General features: G+C 43.9%; 15 protein-coding genes. 5 read left to right on the forward strand and 10 right to left on the reverse strand.

The window, feature by feature from the left end; genetic code table 11:
- Positions 1-7 precede the first annotated feature (7 nt).
- Positions 8-1,408, forward strand: a complete 1,401-nt coding sequence (gene dnaA / locus D0T66_RS04520) for a chromosomal replication initiator protein DnaA (RefSeq protein ID WP_163356045.1) — start codon at positions 8-10, stop codon at positions 1,406-1,408.
- Here the strand turns inward: dnaA and D0T66_RS04525 are convergent.
- Positions 1,405-2,712 carry a hypothetical protein gene (locus D0T66_RS04525; protein WP_163356047.1) on the reverse strand — a complete coding sequence of 436 codons (1,308 nt, stop codon included), beginning with the start codon at positions 2,710-2,712 and terminating at the stop codon, positions 1,405-1,407. The two genes, dnaA and D0T66_RS04525, sit on opposite strands and share 4 nt — an antisense overlap.
- 738 nt (positions 2,713-3,450) lie before the next feature.
- Here D0T66_RS04525 and D0T66_RS04530 point away from each other — a divergent pair.
- The gene (locus tag D0T66_RS04530; RefSeq protein ID WP_163356049.1) at positions 3,451-4,377 is read left to right on the forward strand and encodes a glycosyltransferase family 2 protein; all 927 of its coding nucleotides are present in this window, start codon (positions 3,451-3,453) and stop codon (positions 4,375-4,377) included.
- Here the strand turns inward: D0T66_RS04530 and D0T66_RS04535 are convergent, their stop codons facing one another.
- From D0T66_RS04535 to pfkA, 8 genes are all read right to left on the reverse strand, one after another.
- The gene (locus D0T66_RS04535; RefSeq protein ID WP_163356051.1) at positions 4,378-6,432 is read right to left on the reverse strand and encodes a DNA topoisomerase 3; all 2,055 of its coding nucleotides are present in this window, start codon (positions 6,430-6,432) and stop codon (positions 4,378-4,380) included.
- Positions 6,433-6,576: 144 nt separating this feature from the next.
- Positions 6,577-7,452 carry a formyltetrahydrofolate deformylase gene (gene purU, locus D0T66_RS04540; RefSeq protein WP_163356053.1) on the reverse strand — a complete coding sequence of 292 codons (876 nt, stop codon included), beginning with the start codon at positions 7,450-7,452 and terminating at the stop codon, positions 6,577-6,579.
- A 4-nt stretch (positions 7,453-7,456) separates the two neighbouring features.
- Positions 7,457-9,316: a DNA topoisomerase IV subunit B gene (locus D0T66_RS04545; RefSeq protein WP_163356054.1), complete on the reverse strand. Its 1,860-nt coding sequence runs from the start codon at positions 9,314-9,316 to the stop codon at positions 7,457-7,459.
- Between the two features lie 33 nt (positions 9,317-9,349).
- Positions 9,350-10,495, reverse strand: a complete 1,146-nt coding sequence (locus D0T66_RS04550) for a hypothetical protein (RefSeq protein WP_163356056.1) — start codon at positions 10,493-10,495, stop codon at positions 9,350-9,352.
- 180 nt (positions 10,496-10,675) lie between these two features.
- Positions 10,676-11,233, reverse strand: a complete 558-nt coding sequence (locus tag D0T66_RS04555; RefSeq protein ID WP_163356058.1) for a 5-formyltetrahydrofolate cyclo-ligase — start codon at positions 11,231-11,233, stop codon at positions 10,676-10,678.
- A gap of 52 nt (positions 11,234-11,285) precedes the next feature.
- Positions 11,286-12,926: a S41 family peptidase gene (locus D0T66_RS04560; protein WP_163356059.1), complete on the reverse strand. Its 1,641-nt coding sequence runs from the start codon at positions 12,924-12,926 to the stop codon at positions 11,286-11,288.
- Between the two features lie 23 nt (positions 12,927-12,949).
- Complete coding sequence (locus D0T66_RS04565; RefSeq protein WP_163356060.1) at positions 12,950-13,384, reverse strand: dCMP deaminase family protein; 435 nt, start codon at positions 13,382-13,384, stop codon at positions 12,950-12,952.
- A gap of 148 nt (positions 13,385-13,532) precedes the next feature.
- Positions 13,533-14,513, reverse strand: a complete 981-nt coding sequence (pfkA, locus tag D0T66_RS04570) for a 6-phosphofructokinase (RefSeq protein WP_163356061.1) — start codon at positions 14,511-14,513, stop codon at positions 13,533-13,535.
- Between the two features lie 237 nt (positions 14,514-14,750).
- Here pfkA and D0T66_RS04575 point away from each other — a divergent pair, with 237 nt between their 5' ends.
- Together D0T66_RS04575 and D0T66_RS04580 are read left to right on the forward strand one after the other, a co-directional pair.
- Positions 14,751-16,244: a helicase HerA-like domain-containing protein gene (locus D0T66_RS04575; RefSeq protein ID WP_163356062.1), complete on the forward strand. Its 1,494-nt coding sequence runs from the start codon at positions 14,751-14,753 to the stop codon at positions 16,242-16,244.
- Positions 16,245-16,312: 68 nt separating this feature from the next.
- Entirely contained in the window at positions 16,313-17,209 is an 897-nt protein-coding gene (locus D0T66_RS04580) for a class I SAM-dependent methyltransferase (RefSeq protein WP_163356063.1), read from the forward strand.
- A 61-nt stretch (positions 17,210-17,270) separates the two neighbouring features.
- Here the strand turns inward: D0T66_RS04580 and D0T66_RS04585 are convergent, their stop codons facing one another.
- Positions 17,271-18,002, reverse strand: coding sequence for a GIN domain-containing protein (locus D0T66_RS04585; protein ID WP_163356064.1), 732 nt, complete (start codon positions 18,000-18,002; stop codon positions 17,271-17,273).
- A gap of 219 nt (positions 18,003-18,221) precedes the next feature.
- Here D0T66_RS04585 and D0T66_RS04590 point away from each other — a divergent pair, with 219 nt between their 5' ends.
- Positions 18,222-19,262, forward strand: coding sequence for a tetratricopeptide repeat protein (locus D0T66_RS04590; protein WP_163356065.1), 1,041 nt, complete (start codon positions 18,222-18,224; stop codon positions 19,260-19,262).
- Positions 19,263-19,272 lie beyond the last annotated feature (10 nt).

Below are 19,272 nucleotides of genomic sequence, written 5' to 3' on the forward strand. Positions count from 1 at the left end.
TAATTTAATGAACTCAGATATTCGACATTTATGGAGCAACTGTTTGAACGTAGTCAAGGATAATATCCCTGATTCGGCTTTCAAAACATGGTTCTTGCCTATCGTACCGCTCTCATATGAGAATAAGGTGCTTACGATACAAGTGCCCAGCCAGTTCTTCTATGAATATCTGGAGGAGAAATTTGTCGATTTACTTCGTTTTACCCTTCACCGCGAAATAGGTCCCGATACGGTATTGCAATATCGCATTCTGATGGAGAACACTACTAATACGGTGGTAAACTATCGGGGGGAGACGAAATCCCAAACAGCCGAAAAGCTTGTTCAGCATAATGCTCACAAAATCCCAAGCCCGTTTGCCAAGGTGGTGAATGACGACTTGGATTCGCAGCTGAACAGGAAATATACCTTCGATAATTTCTACGAAGATGTGAGCAACAAGCTTGCCCGTACTGCCGGAGAGACAATATCCAACAACCCGGGAAAGACAGCTTTCAATCCGTTGTTTGTACATGGAGCGTCGGGTGTAGGAAAAACGCATCTGTGCCATGCAATAGGCAATAAGATAAAAGAGTTGCATCCTGAGAAACGTGTGTTGTATGTTTCGGCGCACCTCTTCAAAGTGCAATATGCCGAAGCCGGACGAAACAATACGACTAACGATTTCATCAACTTCTATCAGGGGATAGACGTCCTTTTGATTGATGATATTCACGAGTTAGCAGGCATCGAAAAGACACAGAATACCCTCTTCCATATCTTCAATCATCTGCATCAGAATAACAAGCAATTGATTCTGACATGCGACAAAGCTCCTTCCGAACTGAAAGGTGTAGAAGAACGCTTACTAACCCGCTTCCGCTGGGGATTGACTACTAAGGTAGAGCATCCGAGCAAAGCTTTACGTCTTAAAATCTTACAGAATAAGATATTGCAGGACGGACTTTCTATACCGGAAGATGTGGTAGACTATATTGCCGAGAATGTGACGGAGAATGCCCGCGACCTCGAAGGGGTAATCGTTTCCATTATGGCTCACTCGTTGGTGTACGACCGCGAGATTGACATGGCGCTTGCTCGCAGGGTTATCGACCAGGCAATAAAGAAGATAGAGAAAAAGAAAATAACTGTTGATACTATACAAGATACTGTTTGTGAATACTATAACCTGAAACCTGAATTGATTCATACAGCTTCGCGGAAGCGGCAGATAGTTCAGGCGAGACAGATAACCATGTACCTCTCCAAGCAATATACCGAGATGTCATTGGCTCAAATAGGTTCACTGATAGGCAAAAAGAACCATGCGACCGTATTGCACGCGTGCCGGATGGTCAAGGAACAAATGGAAGTGGATAAGTTGTTCAGAGATGAAATTAGTGAGATAGAGAAGAAGCTGAAACTTTAACGGGTTTCAGTTTTTTCTTTTCTATGCCTCTTGTATTGCAGATAATCCACAATGACCGATACAACTATCAGTATTTCGAACGGAAAGCTAAACCGCGAATTGGTTCCGTAAGTGACTATCGCCTGTAGGACCGAAGCAGCCAATACAACCAAACTGATAACCAATTGCGGAGACAATTCCCGCCTTCTTATATAGCGGACGATGTGTAACGGTATAATCAGCACAAATACGAACTTGATTAATTGCAGTATAATACGTTCGGCGTAGCAAAGATATTGCATCTCTGTAGCCCCTCGAACCTTATCGGATTCCCAATACAGGGACGTTTTCCAGAAATCCCTCCACGAGATAAAGACTTGCTTGGCATAAGCTGCCGGATTCTTTTGGATGGTAGCTATGCTATAATCGTACATCCGTTCGGATAAGTCCGGAAAAGACAGCCCTGTCTGTTCCTTCAACTCGGGATATGCTTCCCAGACGGTCATAGCCAGCTCGTAGCGGCTGGTGTCGTTTGCATCCCTGTATTTGGCGTAGATGTTCCCTATCTTCTGGTATTCGGGAGTTGTTTTCTCGGCAAAGGAGACACAATTCTGGGCTAAGTTGAAACCGTAATAGGTGGTCGACACGAAGTGCCCTGTATTCAGCTTATTGACATAAGACCAACCAAAGAAAACCAGTAACGGAAATAGAGCCAACCACATAGAGTGCTTTATAGGCATCTTCCTGATGAGCAGAGCCCCGGACAGTATCAATGGCAGGAATATATAGAACGGCTTTATCAGGACAAGGAAAGACACTAAAAGAGCGAGTAATATATACTTACCGATAGGGTTGTTTTCACCTTTGAACAGCCGAAAGAAGAGATAGAAACTCAAGACTATCACAAACAACGTGAGGCTTTCGGTTAGTATAGTCAATTCGAAGAAGATAGTCGGCAGGTATGCTGCAACAACAATAGTTGATAGTAACGCTATACCCTCCCTTACATCCAAGAGTACCAATGTCTTATGCAGATAGATGAGTGTCAGTATGCCTAAGAGCATCTGTATGACGACTGTGGCTATTGTCGATATGTTGCATATGGCAAGCAGCAACGGATAGCCGGGCGAGCGTTGCCCTTCGTAACCCGAAAGGTCGAAGGCTAACAATCTCGCTGATAAGTCGATATATCCTTCGCTGTCGGGGTATATGGTGATATGCTGATAGATGAATACTACCAGTAGCCGGAAGAATACTCCTGTCAGGATGATTGTCGGGATAGGGTATTTCTTCGCCAAAGACCAGATATGGGTTTCTTTGCTCAAGGCACGATATTTTAGTCAAAGATAGTTATTTAGCAAATCAATAGCTCCTTTCATATGCCTAAAAAGTGACAATTGAAAATCAAGGAACAGATAATACACAAATGTGTTACTTTCTTGTCACCCTATTGTTACTTTTATGTAGGTTTTTCTTTGTTCATTATGAGGGAGTTAATGTGTTTTTATGCAGAAAAGTATATATTCATTGTTGTATTTTTTATTGAGTTACTTTTAGCCCCTCCAACCTCCCCAAGGGGAGGCTTATTCTTCCCTGTCATACCGAGTGAATACGAGGTATCTCGACACATTATTGAGAAAGCTTGACAGAAAAAGTAACAAAGGTATATTCATTTTGAGCATTTTTGTAGAGTTACTTTTCTCCGTGTACCTCAGTGCCTCCTCTGTGAAACTCAGTGTTTACCTCTTTCTTCCTTGTATATCGGGAAGAGATGCCTCCTATCGTCGACATGACAAAAAAGTAACAAAACTCTACTTATTTTCGATATTTTCTATCAAGTCACTTTTTCTTGTAACTTGTAACTGCCCGTAGGGCAAAGTAACTCGTAACTAATAAACTTGTCTACTTGTTTACTTGTTAACTATTTCAATATAGATAAACTTGCAATGAAATAATAGCCACCAATTCACATTATTACAGGTTAATCTTCATAATTATCCGGATTAACCTTATTTTTAGGGGATTTTGTTATAATTTTGCTTTCTCAAAACCAGATGCATAAGATGAATATTGTTGTTATTATTGTTACCTATAACGGAATGAAATGGTATCAGCGCTGTTTCGATAGCTTGCGGGCATCTTCCGTGCCGGTTAAGGCTGTCGTTATAGATAACCTTTCGAGTGACGGCACGCGGGAATATATCAAAGAAAATTATCCCGAAATTCATCTTATCGAGAGCGAAAGCAATCTCGGTTTTGGCAAGGCTAACAATATCGGGTTCAAGTACGCTATAGAGCAGCATGCCGACTATGTTTTCCTGCTTAATCAGGATGCGTGGGTAATGCCCGACACATTTGAAATCCTTTGCCGGCAATTGCAAAAGAACCCCGAATACGGCATTCTTAGCCCGATTCATCTTAATGGTACGGGGAAAGAGTTGGATTTCAATTTCTCCTACTATGTCATCGACGAATGGTGTCCTGACCTTGTTTCAGACTTCGTACTGAAAGGGAAAGCCGAAGACCGTATATATCCCGTGAAGTTCATCAATGCCGCTCTGTGGATGATGTCGCGCGAATGTGTCGACAAGATTGGCGGCTTTGACCCGCTATTCCCGCATTACGGAGAAGATGTCAACTATATTGAACGCCTGCAGTTTCACGGCTATAAATTGGGGATATATCCTCATACTTTCGGGGTACACGACCGCGTGAGAGGCGCAGGTAAGACACCCACTACCAAACAAATAAAGAGCCGCGAGATAGCATCGCTGATGACGCACTTGACCAATCCGTTTGCTTCTTTTTGGCCGAATACTATACGGACATTGATTAATTACAGCCTCCAATCGGGAGTAAACAATCTTTTACGGCTGTCTTTCAGAGGATTGTGGATAAATACCTGTGTTACATTCAAAGTATTGGCATTACTTTCTAAAGTAAAGAGAAACAGGGATATAGCAAAGCAGAAAGGGCAATCTTTCCTCTAATTATTGCTTCTCCAATATTGCTTGAAGTTCTTCATCCGTCAGCTTGTCACCTACTTCGTCAAAAGAGAGGCGGAATGCGCATCCGGCTTTCCAGTTGGAACAACCGTATGCCGTTTTACCTCGTAATATCTTGCCTTCCTTACATGCTGGGCAGATTAATTCAGGAGTCTTTTTCTCTATGGCTTTCTCCTTGGGCGCTTTAGGTTTTGGTTCTCGCTTTTTCTTAGCTGCTTTTTCCTTTTCTACTGTAACCTGCTCGGCAAGGCTGATAGAGCCTTCGCGGTCTTGTTTCACATTCACCACTATCTGGTTGAGCATCTCCTTCAACTCGTCGATAAACTGGCGAGGTTCGTATTCGTTACGCTCTATCTGGCGAAGCTTCTTCTCCCAAAGTCCGGTCAATTCAGCTGATTTCAGCAATTCCTCATTAATTGTCTGAATGAGTTGCACGCCTGTCGGAGTAGCATACAGGCTTTTTCGCTCCTTACGGATATAGTTCCGTTTAAACAGCGTTTCGATAATCGCCGCCCGCGTAGAAGGTCGCCCGATGCCATTTTCTTTCAAAGCATCGCGCAATTCGTCATCCTCTACAAGCTTACCCGCAGTTTCCATAGCGCGTAGAAGGGTTGCTTCGGTGTAGTATTTAGGAGGCTGCGTCCATTTCTCGTTCAATGTCGGTTCATGGGGGCCTCTCTCTCCCTTTTCGAAAGCAGGAAGAATGTTTTCTTCGTCTGCATTCTCTTTGCTGTCCTCGTCCTGCGTATTGGTCTGTTTATCAAAGACAACCCGCCAACCCGGATGCAGAATTTGTTTTCCGGTAGCTTTGAAGCCTATTTTGTTGACATCGCCCAAAACAGTAGTCGTGGAAATCTGGCAGTTCGGATAAAAGACGGCGATAAAGCGTCTGGTTACTAGGTCATAAACCCTGCGTTCCGCTTCCGAGATATTGTTTGCCCGCACGCCGGTAGGGATAATGGCATGGTGGTCGGTGACTTTGCTATTGTCGAAAACTTTCTTCGATTTCTTTATCTTCTCGGCCAGAACAGGCTTCGTCAGTTCCTCATATCCGGCCAAACCTCGCAATATAGAAGGTACTTTCGGGAAAATATCGTCGCTCAGAAAAGTAGTATCCACACGCGGATAAGTCGTCAGTTTCTTTTCGTAGAGCGATTGTATTGTTTTCAATGTGTCTTCAGCCGAAAGAGAGAATTTTTTGTTACATTCCACCTGCAAAGCCGTGAGGTCGAACAAACGCGGTGGCGCTTCTTCCCCTTTTTTGGTCGTGACATCTGTTATTTCGAAGTCGGATTCCTTTATCTCCTCCAGAAATTTCTCGCCTTCCTCTTGTGTCGAAAAGCGTCCTTTAGTTGCCGAAAAGGTGGTATTCCGATATATCGTTTTCAGTTCCCAATAAGGTTCGGGAACAAAGTTTTCTATCTCTAATTGCCGGTTGACAATGAGGGCGAGGGTAGGGGTTTGCACGCGCCCGATGGACAATACCGACCTGTTTTGCCCGTATTTGACAGTATAGAGGCGGGTAGCATTCATGCCGAGAAGCCAGTCGCCTATTGCACGCGACAAGCCAGCTTCGTATAGCTTGTTGAACTCATTTTGGTCACGTAGCTTTTCGAATCCTTCGCGGATAGATTCTTCTGTAAGTGAGGAAATCCAAAGCCGCTTGACCGGGCATTTGCATTGGGCTTTTTGCATTACCCAGCGCTGAATCAGTTCCCCTTCTTGTCCGGCATCACCGCAGTTTATTACTTCGTCGGCTTTTGCTATGAGTTGTTCGATAACGGCAAACTGCCTCTTAACGCCGTCGTTCTCAATCAATTTGATGCCAAAGCGCATAGGTATCATCGGCAGTACATTCAACGACCAGCGCTTCCAATCGGGAGTATATTCGTGAGGTTCTTTAAGTGTGCAGAAATGGCCGAATGTCCATGTCACCTGATAGCCATTTCCTTCGAAATAGCCATCGTGGCGCGATGTTGCCCCTAATACAGTGGCAATTTCGCGGGCGACGCTTGGTTTTTCGGCTATGCAAACTTTCATCTGATTTTCAATTCTGTTTTAGCAAAAAAGTAACAAAAGTATACTGATTCTCGACGTTTTTTGCTGGGTTACTTTTTCTCGTAACTTGTGATTGCCCGTAGGGCGTAGTAACTTGTAGCTAACAATAGAAATATAGCAGAGGAATCAGGCGAATAAGATTGTCTTGTTCTTATATACCAACACGCGCCTGTCGATATGCGATTCGATGGCATGCGAAAGGACAATCTTTTCCAGATCCTGCCCCTTGCGAACCAAATCGCTGATAGTATCGCGGTGCGAGATGCGGGTGATATCCTGCTCGATAATGGGGCCGGCATCCAGTTCGGCTGTAACATAATGACTGGTAGCTCCGATAATCTTCACTCCACGCTCGAAAGCTGCATGATAGGGTTTTGCCCCTACAAAAGCAGGCAAAAATGAGTGATGGATATTGATGATCTTATTCGGATAGGCCTCGATAAAGTTATCCGTAAGAATTTGCATATAGCGGGCAAGAACCACAAAGTCTATCTTTTTTTCTTCGAGTAATGCCATTTGTCTGGCCTCTATTTCGTCTTTGTTGTCCTTCTCTTTTTCTATTCGCAGTACGTGGTATTCAATCCCGAATTTATCGGCTACCCAGCGCAAATCTTCGTGATTGCTGACGATGACAGGTATTTCCACATTCCATTCTCCGGCTGTGTAGCGCGCCAGAATGTCGAACAGGCAATGAGACATCTTCGACACGAAAACAGCCATGCGTGGCGTATAGTCATTGAAATACAATTTGAAAGTCATATTGTATTTCTGTGCATACATTGTTTCGAAATAATCCTGAATCTTTGTCTTAGGGATGCGGAAAGTTGTCAAATCCCACTCGATGCGCATGAAAAAGATATTCTCCTGACGATCGACATGCTGTTCGAGATTGATAATATTTCCGCCATTCTCATTGATGAAATCCGTTACTGCCGCAACTAATCCGGGCTGATCGGGCGAATAGATGAGAATGATGGCCGTATCTATATCTTTTTTCTTCATTAATTTATTCGTCTATTTCGACAACGAGGTTTTCGATAATAAACTCCTGTCTTTCAGGGGTGTTTTTACCCATATAGAAATTCAGCATTTCTTTTACGAGGTCTTCTTTCTTCATCGTAACAGGGTCGAGGCGTATATCTTTTCCTATAAAATGCACAAATTCATCCGGCGAGATTTCTCCCAACCCTTTGAAGCGGGTTATCTCGGGATTTGTACCCAGTTTCTTTATCGCATTGATTCGCTCTTCCTCCGTATAACAGTATATCGTTTCCTTCTTGTTACGCACACGGAAAAGCGGCGTTTGCAGGATATATACGTGGCGTTTCTTAATCAAATCGGGGAAGAATTGCAGGAAAAATGTCAATATCAGCAAACGGATATGCATCCCGTCGGTATCGGCATCGGTGGCTATGATAATCTTGTTATAGCGCAACCCTTCGAGGCCATCTTCGATGTTCAAAGCTGCCTGCAAGAGATTAAACTCTTCGTTCTCGTACACGATTTTCTTCGTCAGCCCAAAGCTATTCAACGGTTTCCCACGCAAGCTGAAAACAGCTTGTAGATTCGGATTTCGGCTCTTGGTGATAGAACCGCTCGCCGAGTCACCCTCGGTGATGAAAATAGATGTTTCGTCGCGGCTATCGCCTTTTGAATCATTGTAATGCAGACGGCAATCGCGCAACTTTTTATTGTGTAAGTTCGCTTTCTTTGCACGCTCGCGAGCCAGCTTCGTGACGCCGGCTATGGCTTTGCGCTCTTTTTCGGAATCCTGTATTTTCTTTAAAAGGATATCGGATGTCTCTGAATTTTTGTGCAGATAATTATCCAGTTCCTTTTTAAGGAAATCTCCGATAAACTTCTGGACAGTAGGCCCGTTAGGCCCCATATCCCTCGAGCCGAGCTTTGTTTTCGTTTGCGATTCGAAAACCGGCTCTTCTACCTTTATACTGATGGCTGCCACCAATCCGTTACGGATATCGGCATAGTCGAAATTTTTGTTGTAATACTCTTTGATGACGCGCGAAACAGCTTCGCGGAAAGCAGACTGGTGCGTACCTCCCTGCGTGGTATGCTGCCCGTTTACGAAAGAGTAGTAATCTTCACCATATTCGTTGGTGTGCGTGATGACAACCTCTATATCGGTATCGGTGAAATGAATAACCGGATACAACGGTTCGGAAGTCATATTTTCGTTTAACAAGTCTGCCAGACCGTTTTTCGAAATAAACTTCTTACCGTTATAGTTGATTGTCAGTCCTGTATTGAGATAAGTGTAGTTGCGCAATAAGGCTTCTACATATTCGTCTTTGAAGTAATAATTGGTGAAAATCGAAGCGTCGGGAATAAATTCGATAAATGTCCCGTTGGCCTCGGTGGTAGATTCTTTTTTGCTTTCGGCAACAACGATTGCCTTGCTGTACTCTACCGATACCGTTTCCCCATCGCGGAAACTCTGCATATAAAAATAGGTGGAAAGGGCATTGACGGCTTTGATACCGACACCATTCAACCCGACTGATTTCTTAAATGCTTTGGAGTCGTATTTGGCTCCTGTATTCATTTTGGAAGATACATCCTTTACTTTCCCGAGCGGAACGCCGCGTCCGTGGTCGCGGACTGTGACTTTTCCTTCCTCTATCGTAACTTCGATAGATTTACCGAAGCCCATCATATATTCGTCGATGGAGTTGTCGAGTACCTCTTTCAGCAGCACATAAATACCATCGTCCGAAGACGTACCGTCTCCGAGCTTACCGATATACATCCCCGGACGGCGACGGATATGCTCCTGCCAGTCTAAGGTCTTGATATCATCGTCCGAATAATTCGCTTCGGGTATATTATCTAAAATCTCCTCACTCATAATTCGTTATCTCCCTCCTGAAATATTATCAGCTTATTGTATTTTTTTCGAGTATGCCCGCCTTGTTTTGTGGTGTTCGGCTTCGAATCCGTCCCAGAGAGAAACCATTTTGTTGTTTTGTTCCAACTCGGGATTCGTTTCGACGAAACGGAATCCGTTCCGGTAGGCTGATGGTATGAAGTCGTTGAATATCATGGCATTCACACCCTTTCCCTGATATTCGGGCGCAATACCTATCAGCATGAGGTCGGCTATTTTGTTCGACTTGCCTTTCATGTCTTTGAGCAGAGAAGTCCATCCGAACGGAAGAAGTTTTCCGCGGGACTTAATCAACGCTTTCGACAGGTTAGGCACTGATATGCCGAAGCCCACAGCCTCGTTTGTATCTTCTTTTATGACCATCGATACCAAGTCCCAGCGCAAAAGCGGTACATACATATCTATGTAATAATCGATCTGACGGGTCGTAAGCGGCGAAAAACCGAATAATGGCTTATAGGCTTTGTTCAACAATTCGAAAAGGTTATGTGCATTGGTACTGCCCATTTCTTTGTAATTCTTGAATTTCAACATTTTCAGCCCATATCTTTCGGCCACCATCTTCGAAATCCGTTTATGTCTTTCCGGTGTATCCTCCGGAACAGGTATGTAAAATTCTTTCCAGTCGACTTCTTTTTCGAATCCAAGTCTTTCGATATGTTCTTTGTAGTATGGATAGCTATAGGTGGTCGACATGGTAGATACACGGTCGTAGCCGTGGATAAGCAACCCTTCGTGGTCGAGGTCGCAAAAACCCAATGGCCCCATAATCCTGTCCATACCTTTCTCTTTGAGCCATTTTTCGGCAGTGGCAAAGAGTGTGTCGGCTACTTCTGCGTCATCGATGAAATCGACAAAACCGAAGCGACCGTTTTTCTGACCCCAGGTTCTGTTTACATTGTGATTGATTATAGCAGCTATACGTCCGACAATTTTATTGTCCCGATATGCCAGGAATATTTGCATTTCGCAGAAATCGAAAGCCGGATTTTTCTTCGGATTCAATGTCCCTAATGCATCTATTGTCAATGACGGCACATAGTATGGGCAATCTTTATATAGCGTATCGACAGGAAATCGCACAAAATCCTTCATCAAGGCTTTATTGTCCGGATTTACTTCTTTTATGGTTATAGCCATATTTTCATATAATCTTTTAAGCTCGGTAATCAGCTAATATTGTATGCGATATCAAAGTAAAGACGTCTCCTTCATAACTTTTGAATGCAATATTAGTCTTGTTACTTCTCTTATCTTTTCCTCTGTTATTTTTTCAACTGACAAAGATACGTCTTTTTCTTTTTAAATCTTTCAAATTCTTCATCCTATTATCCCTTTTTCGGTAATAATATAATTCATCTTAACGTCCCATGCGGAATTCGGTATGGAATCAAATAATTGAAAGCCAAAACATAATCCTACTTTCGGAGCTGTTGTTTCCGGCAGAAAACGATCGTAATATCCTTTTCCGTATCCTAAACGATTCATTTTTTTATCGAAAGCTACTCCCGGGACGATAATCAAATCTATGCCCGAAATATCAGATATGTTTTCCCCTTCGGGCTCCCAGATACCATAGGCCGATTTCGTCATAACGCTATCGGATGTATATTTCCGCAGGAACATGGTGTTTTTGTCTGTTACAGGCAGGTAAAATTCTTTTTTATCGATCCACTTTTTAATGAAACCGGACGTTGCTACTTCCTTAGGCATATTATTATATATAAATATCCGGGAGGCGCTTACAAAAGGTTCGAATACCTCGAGACGGGAAATAATGTTTCCCGATAATTCCAACAGGCAAGCATCGGTATAGCCTTCTTTCAGTTTCGATATTTTTTTCCTTAATTGTTGCTTTTCAGCGGCTATGTTTTCCATTATAAAAGACGAAAACGCTACGATGATATCATCATAACGTTTTTAATATATTTTATTTATAACTGCTGTTTCTGATACTTTCGGTTGTCGCTTTTCCCTCCTTTATCAGGTTCAATGCCTTATTGATTAAAACATCGTCGCGCTGGAAGACAGGATAAAAAGCCTTTTCGCCATATGTATTTCGCAGGATAAGGGCTTCGATCTGTGTCTGAAGCAAAACCTTCGATTCGGCTATTAACTTAGGACGGCGGTATATCCCCTTTTCGTGTGCATAATCAGCCAGCTCGGCGGCCAACGGTTGCGTCGCTAAGAAGCCGGCAGCTTCCTGCCACGTTTTGAATGTTTTCATTTTCTCGCGATTTTTTTCGCAATAGATGAATGTAAATTCCCGCAATACGCCCGAATTGACGATTTTTATATAATAAGAGTTTTGCCCGGTTGTATCCCTCGGTACAAAAACATCGGGCATGATGCCTTCGTCACCGTAAACAGGACGATTGCCATATACGGTATGGAATAGCGGAAGGTTATCTATCTTGATGCTATCCTGGCTATCGAACTCGCCACGCATGAAGCGGTTTATCAAATCCTGATTGTATGCATCGTTGTTGCCTATCTCATAATTCTTCTGCACGCATCGCCCCGAAGGAGTGTGGTAGCGGGCTATCGTAAGGCGCATTTCCGACCCATCCTTGAAGCGGAATGGCTGCTGTACTAATCCTTTGCCGAACGATCGGCGGCCGACAATCAACGCGCGGTCGTTGTCCTGCATCGCTCCCGAAAAGACTTCGCTGGCCGAGGCACTGGCTTCGTCCAATAAAACAACCAACTGATCACCTTTGCATGTTCCGCGTCCGTCAGCATATACATCCTTTCGCTTATATGCGCGTCCTTCGGTGTAATATATCAGTTCGTCAGCACTCAGAAATTCGTTGGCTAACTGGCGCGGAGCGTCCAGATAACCGCCTCCGTTTTGTTGCAGGTCGATAATAAATGCCTTGCATCCTTGCATTTTAAGCTCGGCAGCAGCATTTATAAATTCGTTATAGGTCGTACTGCCAAATTGACTAATCTTGATATAGGCCACATTGTCAGCCAACTTGTAAGCGGCATTTACACTTTCCACCGGAACATCAGCCCGCGTGACATTCACCGAGAATTCCTGACCGTCCCGTTTCAGGCCTAACTTAACAGTACTGCCTGTCACCCCGCGAAGGGTTTTGAGGACGCGCTGGTTTGTTAGCTTCGTTCCGGCAAAGAGCGAATCGTTGACCGTCACGATGCGGTCGCCCGGAAGGATTCCTACCGCTTCCGACGGGCCGTTTGGAATGATGCGTATGACAGCTACGGTGTCTTCGTAAATAATAAATTCGACGCCGATACCGCTGAAATGCCCGTTGAGCATATCGCCTGAACGCTGTATTTCTTCGGCTGTGATGTAGGATGAATGGGGGTCGAGACCCGAAAGGATAGTCGGGATAGCCCGTTCTATCAATCCGTCAACGTTTACCGTATCAACATATGCCTTGTCTATATAATGGAATATTTCGTCTATCTTGTTTTCTTCGCCTAACAGTTGACTCTTTGGCTTAGTAGTCCTCAATAGCATAGGGGCAAAAATGTATCCGATGAATATGCCTGCTGCTATGCCCAACGCTATCCAAAGTGGTAACCAAAGATTTGTTTTTTTCATATTGTGATGTTTTCAGGCGAATATTATTCGTCCTTATCTAAGTTTAAAAATACGGTTTCGATTCCTGCTTTTTCGAGGAGGTTGCACCCGTCTGTCCGGCGATATAGCTGATTATATACAACCCGTTTGATGCCTGCCTGAATAATCAGTTTGGCACATTCGATGCAAGGCGATGCCGTCACATATAGTGTTGCCCCCATGCTGCTGTTGTGCGAGCAGGCAACCTTGGTTATAGCATTTGCTTCGGCATGTAGTACGTATGGTTTCGTCTCGCCCTCTTCGTTTTCGCAATTATTTTCGAAGCCCGACGGCGTACCATTGTACCCGTCCGATATTATCATTTTATCTTTAACAATCAAAGCCCCTACCTGACGTCTTTTGCAATAGGAATTTTCGGCCCATATAAGTGCCATTCTCATATAACGCTCGTCGAGTAGTCGTTGTTTTTCTTTCTTCATACTTTTATCAATGAGTTCAGTAACAAATATCACAAATGTACGCAAAAAACAGTAAACCGCAAGGCATATATTGTTTCGTAAAAAAAGAAACAGCCTCTGAGTGTAAACAGAGACTGCCTTAGATTTTAATATTACAATATATCACTTTCTAAATAGATAGTATTTTCAATACATTCAGCAGTTCGTCAGATATTTGCTTGTTCTTCTTGATAGCTTTCGAGAATGGCACATAGACGATTTTATCGTCCTGAACGCCAATCATAACATTCCGTTGGTCATCTTTCAACGCTTCTATGGCTGCTGCCCCCATGCGGCTGGCAAGAATCCTGTCGCTTGCCGTAGGCGATCCTCCGCGTTGCACGTGCCCTAAGATGGATACACGGCAATCGTATTCGGGGAAGTCGCGCTTGATGCGGTCGGCAATGCCCATAGCTCCGCCCGTGATGTCGCCTTCGGTGACGAGTACGAGGCTACTGTTTTTGCTTTTGCGGAAGCCGTTCGAAATTAATTCGCCCAATTGGTCTTCTTCCTCTATCCGTTCGGGGATGATTGCCGCTTCTGCTCCCGATGCGATAGCACCATTGAGGCAAAGGAATCCGCATTCGCGTCCCATAACCTCGATAATGAACAGGCGTTCGTGCGAACTGGCTGTGTCGCGGATTTTGTCTACTGCCTCCATAATGGTGTTGAGGGCAGTATCGTAACCGATGGTGAAATCCGTTCCCATCAGGTCGTTATCGATTGTTCCCGGCAATCCTACTATAGGGAAATTATATTCTTGAGCAAAGATACGCGCTCCCGTAAGCGAACCATCTCCACCGATAACGATTAATGCCTCGATGCCTTCGCGTTGAAGGGCTTCGTATGCTATTTTTCGTCCTTCTACGGTGGTGAATTCCTTACAGCGTGCTGTTTTGAGGATAGTACCCCCTTGCTGGATAATGTTACTTACCGAGTTCGATTTAAACGGAATTATTTCGTCGAAGATAAGTCCCCGATAGCCCCGCAAAATACCTTTTACTTCTATTCCGTTGAATATAGCTGCACGGGTTACGGCTCTGATAGCCGCATTCATGCCCGGAGCATCGCCCCCCGATGTCAATATACCAATACACTTAATTCGCGACATAATCTATAGCTTAGTTAAATCCTTATTTAATACCACTGCAAAGGTAAAAAATAAAATGACAATAATCGGATGAATGAAATTACAAAATTCTTTAAAAAGAAGTTGGTTAATTGACTTTTATTCTCGTATCGGTTGCCGATGATGGTAGGTTGTGCAATGAGAAAGATTAGATAACTAAAACTATTGAAAAATACGATTGTTTTATATATGTTTGTTGATTATAAAATATAGCTAATTATGTACGATAGCGAAAAGCGAGCATTTATTGCGATAAATTCAGAAAAAGAAGTGTGTCTTATCCCCAAAATGGCGAACCGTCATGGACTGATAACGGGGGCTACGGGAACGGGAAAAACCGTTACTTTGCAGAATCTGGCAGAAACATTCAGCGCGATGGGCGTGCCTGTATTCGCTGCCGATGTCAAAGGCGACTTGTCGGGTGTGGCTGCGATAGGAGGAAATAAGGAGAGTGTAACAAAGCGTGTCGATTCTTATCAACTGAAAGACAAAGGCTTCGCCTTTCAGGCTTTTCCTGTGCAATTCTGGGATGTGTATGGCGAGCAGGGAGCTCCTGTGCGGGCTACCATATCGGATATGGGGCCGCTGCTGTTGAGCCGCTTGTTGCTGCTGAATGATACGCAGACAGCCGTTTTGACGATTATCTTCAAGATGGCAGCCGATAATGGCTGGGACTTGATAGATATAAAAGATTTGAAAAAGATAGTCGAATATGTATCGAGGAATACGAAGCAGTTTATCTCGACGTATGGCAATGTATCCACAGCCAGCTTAGGCGCTATTCAGCGCGGACTGGTGGGTATGGAACATGACGGTGTAGACTTGTTCTTTGGCGAACCCGATTTGAATATCGACGACCTGATACAGACAAATGGTGAAAAGGGAGTGATTAATATTCTGGCAGCCGATAAGCTGATGAATAATCCGCGTGTGTATGCGACTTTCCTCCTTTGGCTGATGAATAAACTATATACTACCCTGCCCGAAGTGGGCGATATGGATAAACCGAAACTGGTTTTCTTTTTCGACGAAGCTCACTTGCTATTCAACGATGCGCCCAAAGTATTGTTGGAGAAAGTAGAGCAGGTTATCCGCCTGATACGCTCCAAGGGAGTAGGTATTTATTTTATATCACAATCGCCCGCCGATATCCCCGATTCCGTTTTGGGGCAATTGGGTAACCGTATTCAGCACGCTTTGCGCGCCTATACGCCCAAAGACCAGAAAGCGGTGAAGGTGGCAGCCCAGTCGTTCCGTGCCAATCCTGACTTCGATACGGAGAAAGTAATATCCGAACTGGCTACGGGTGAGGCTTTGGTTTCGTTCCTTGACGAAAAAGGCGCTCCGCAGGTAGTGGAAAGGGCATTCATTCTTCCGCCCGAAGGTCAAATCGGGCCATTGGATGCGGATGTGCGTAAGAAGATGGTGGAGGGTTCTTTATTATATCGCCATTATGCCGAACTTCAGGATAGGCAGTCGGCATACGAAATATTGGACGAGAAGATGCAAAATACCCCCTCCGATAAGGAATTGAAAGAAAAGGCCAAAGAAGACGCCAAAGCTCAGAAGGAACAGCAAAAAGCTGCTGCCGCACAGGAAAAAGAACGGAAGAAAGAGGCTAAAGAGCAGCGTAAATTCTGGCGCGACGTAACGAAGAACGTTATCAGCCCGTTGGCGCGGAATGTGATAAATGCCTTGTTCAAGAAGAAATAAAACAATTTGTTTCGTTTGGTTGAGGAATATAGGTTAAATTTGTGCCGAAAATAAACCGACAGAAATATATGCAACTCCTCCATCCTACCCATTTCTCCGATTACGAACTGATTGATTCGGGCGAATACGAAAAACTCGAACGTTTTGGTAAATATATCCTTCGCCGTCCCGAACCGCAGGCCGTTTGGCGCAAATTCTTATCCGAACAGGAATGGGAAAAGCTGGCCGATGCTTCTTTTATCCGAGCCAAAGGGAAAACGTCGCAGGATGGCAACGACAGGGGAGAGTGGACGCAAAAGAAAGGGATGCCCGACCAATGGTTTGTCCGTTACGAATATAAAGGTATGAAGCTGCAATTCCGCCTCGGGCTGACCTCATTCAAGCATGTAGGCATATTCCCCGAGCAGGCAGCTAATTGGAATTTTATATATGACACCTTATCGGAATTGAAGGTCGAAGAGCCGAAGGTGTTGAATCTCTTTGCCTATACGGGTGGCGCTTCGCTGGCTGCCAAAAGTGCCGGAGCGGATGTGACGCATGTCGATTCGGTGAAGCAGGTAATAACATGGTCGCGCGAGAATATGGAAGCTTCGGGGTTGGATAATATCCGCTGGATTGTGGAGGATGCCCTCAAATTCTGCCGTCGCGAGGTGAAACGCGGAAAGAAATATAACGGTATCATTCTCGACCCTCCTGCCTATGGACGCGGGCCTGACGGCGAAAAATGGATATTGGAAGAAAACATTGCCGAAATCATGCAATTATGCAGCGACCTGTTGGAGGATAATAATGCATTTCTTATTCTGAACCTGTATTCTATGGGCTTCTCGGCTGTTATAGCCAACAACCTGATAAAAGATTATTTCCCTGACGTGCGAAACGGCGAGTTCGGCGAACTGGTTATCCCGGAAAAATCGGGAAAAGAGCTGCCGCTCAGTATATTTGCCCGTTTTGTCAGAAAATAAGCCGGATGCTCTTAACCTCTTTAGAGACACCCGGCTCACCGAAACGCGGTATGAAAACTTCTTAACTCTTAACTCTAAAAATAGTTCCGGAGCCTGCTATTCTTTTATTAATCTCAGGACTACCTTTGTATTCAACTTTTCCGCTTCCGGCTATTTTTACTTCTAACGATTTCTCGGCATGTACTTTTATGTCTCCGCTTCCGGCTGTGGAACATCTGGCCTCGTCCGATTTCAATTTAATCATATTTACGCAGCCATTTCCGTTGCTGTTGCACGATATTTTTTTCGTTTCGCCGCCCAAGGCTATCTTGCACGAACCGGCAGTGTGCACTAAAATAGATTCGTATGTCAGATTGTCTCCGTTGAGAGTGGTTGTTCCGGCCGTTTTTATAGTGAGAGTGTTTGCCACCGACTTCCCTTTTATCGTATAATTGACCGAGCCTGACAAATCCAACAATGACAAAGACGAGGAATTCGTATAGATAACATATTTGGTAGGCGCGATATTCTTGCCCGATATTTTCAACTTGCCGTTTTGCGATTCTACCTCCAGCAACGGAAAAATATTCTCATCTATTTCTATTCGCAGGTAAGGATTAGCATCCTCCTTTTGCTCGTAAACGATTGTTGCGCTTCCGCCGAACGAAAATTCCTGATAATCTTTAATCCTGATTTCTTTCTTTACGATATTCCCGTTTCCTTTTGTATTTCCCAGATCGAAAGGGTTTGCTGCCGATGCTATAGTTGCAAAAGATATTGCCATAGCGAAGATGATGGATGTTAAACGTTTCATAATTCTAATATTTAAAAGTTATTATTTATCTTTAATCTCTTCTTCTATAATCTTTGACGAAGACAAAAAGTAAATAGTTACAAAAAAGAATGGTTATTTTGGAAATATTTTAAACCAAGGGCTTGAAACTTTATCTAAATGGTGTGGAGGTAAAGCGTATATAATTGAAAGTATTTTTATACTTTTGTTGCAGAAAGATTAATCTTATCAAGAATCTGAATGAAGAAAATTATATTAAGCTGTCTACTTATATTCATATATTCAGCCACTATATATGCACAGGCTACTTCCGAGAAATTGATTCGCGAAGGGGCGAGTTTGCACGACAGAGGGAGATATTCGGAAGCCATAGAACGCTATCAGGAAGCGCTCAAGATGAATCCCGAATCCAAATCCGCCCTCTACGAGATGTCGTTGTCATATCTGGGGTTGAAAAACTACCCGAAAGCAATAGAATACAGTTCGAAGGTGATAGATGTGAATTTCGAGCCATTGCTGCCCGATGCTTACATCGTGAAGAGTACGGCTTTGGCCCAAACAAATAAGATGGACGAATCCATTCAATTGCTGAACGAGGCATTGGAAAAATGCGGCGATACCTACTTGTTACATTTTAACCTTGGCTTGAGTTACTTCAATAAGCGGGACAATAAAATGGCCATCGACCACCTGCAAAAAGCCATTGAAATAGATGCTACCCATGCGAGCGCTTTCCTGATGTATGCCTATGCCTTGAGCGATTCGGATAAATGGATAAAGAGTATCTATGCCTTTCATTTTTTTCTCCTGCTCGAACCGAATACAGAACGCTCGAAAGAGGCATTTGCCGAGATGTACGATTTGCTTTCGGCCGATATCCCAGCCGATTCGCCTAAGATGCAGCCGGAAGACGGTGTCAACCGGCAGTTGATATATCAAAATATCCGGGCTAAAAGACCTGATGCGGATGATGCCGTAGCGCAATATAAATTTTTCGAAGAAGCTTCCAACCTGATATTTTTCACGGTGGGGCAGTTGCAGAACGACAAGAAAAGCGGATTGCTTTGGAACTTTTTTGTACCGGTGTATGATGAAATCCTCGAATCGGGCTACTTTGATGTCTACTGCCGCTATGTAAGTGTGGCGCACTTCCCTGAGTCGCTCCTGTGGTGGGAGAACAACAAGGACAAAGTAGATAATTTTATCGAGTGGTTCGAGAAAGGGCAGGGTGCTTCGGAATCGGAACTTGAACTCGGAGAAGAAGAGATTGACGCGGAATAAATGAATTATT

This window comes from Dysgonomonas sp. 25, assembly GCF_010501075.1.
Taxonomy (GTDB): Bacteria; Bacteroidota; Bacteroidia; order Bacteroidales; family Dysgonomonadaceae; genus Dysgonomonas.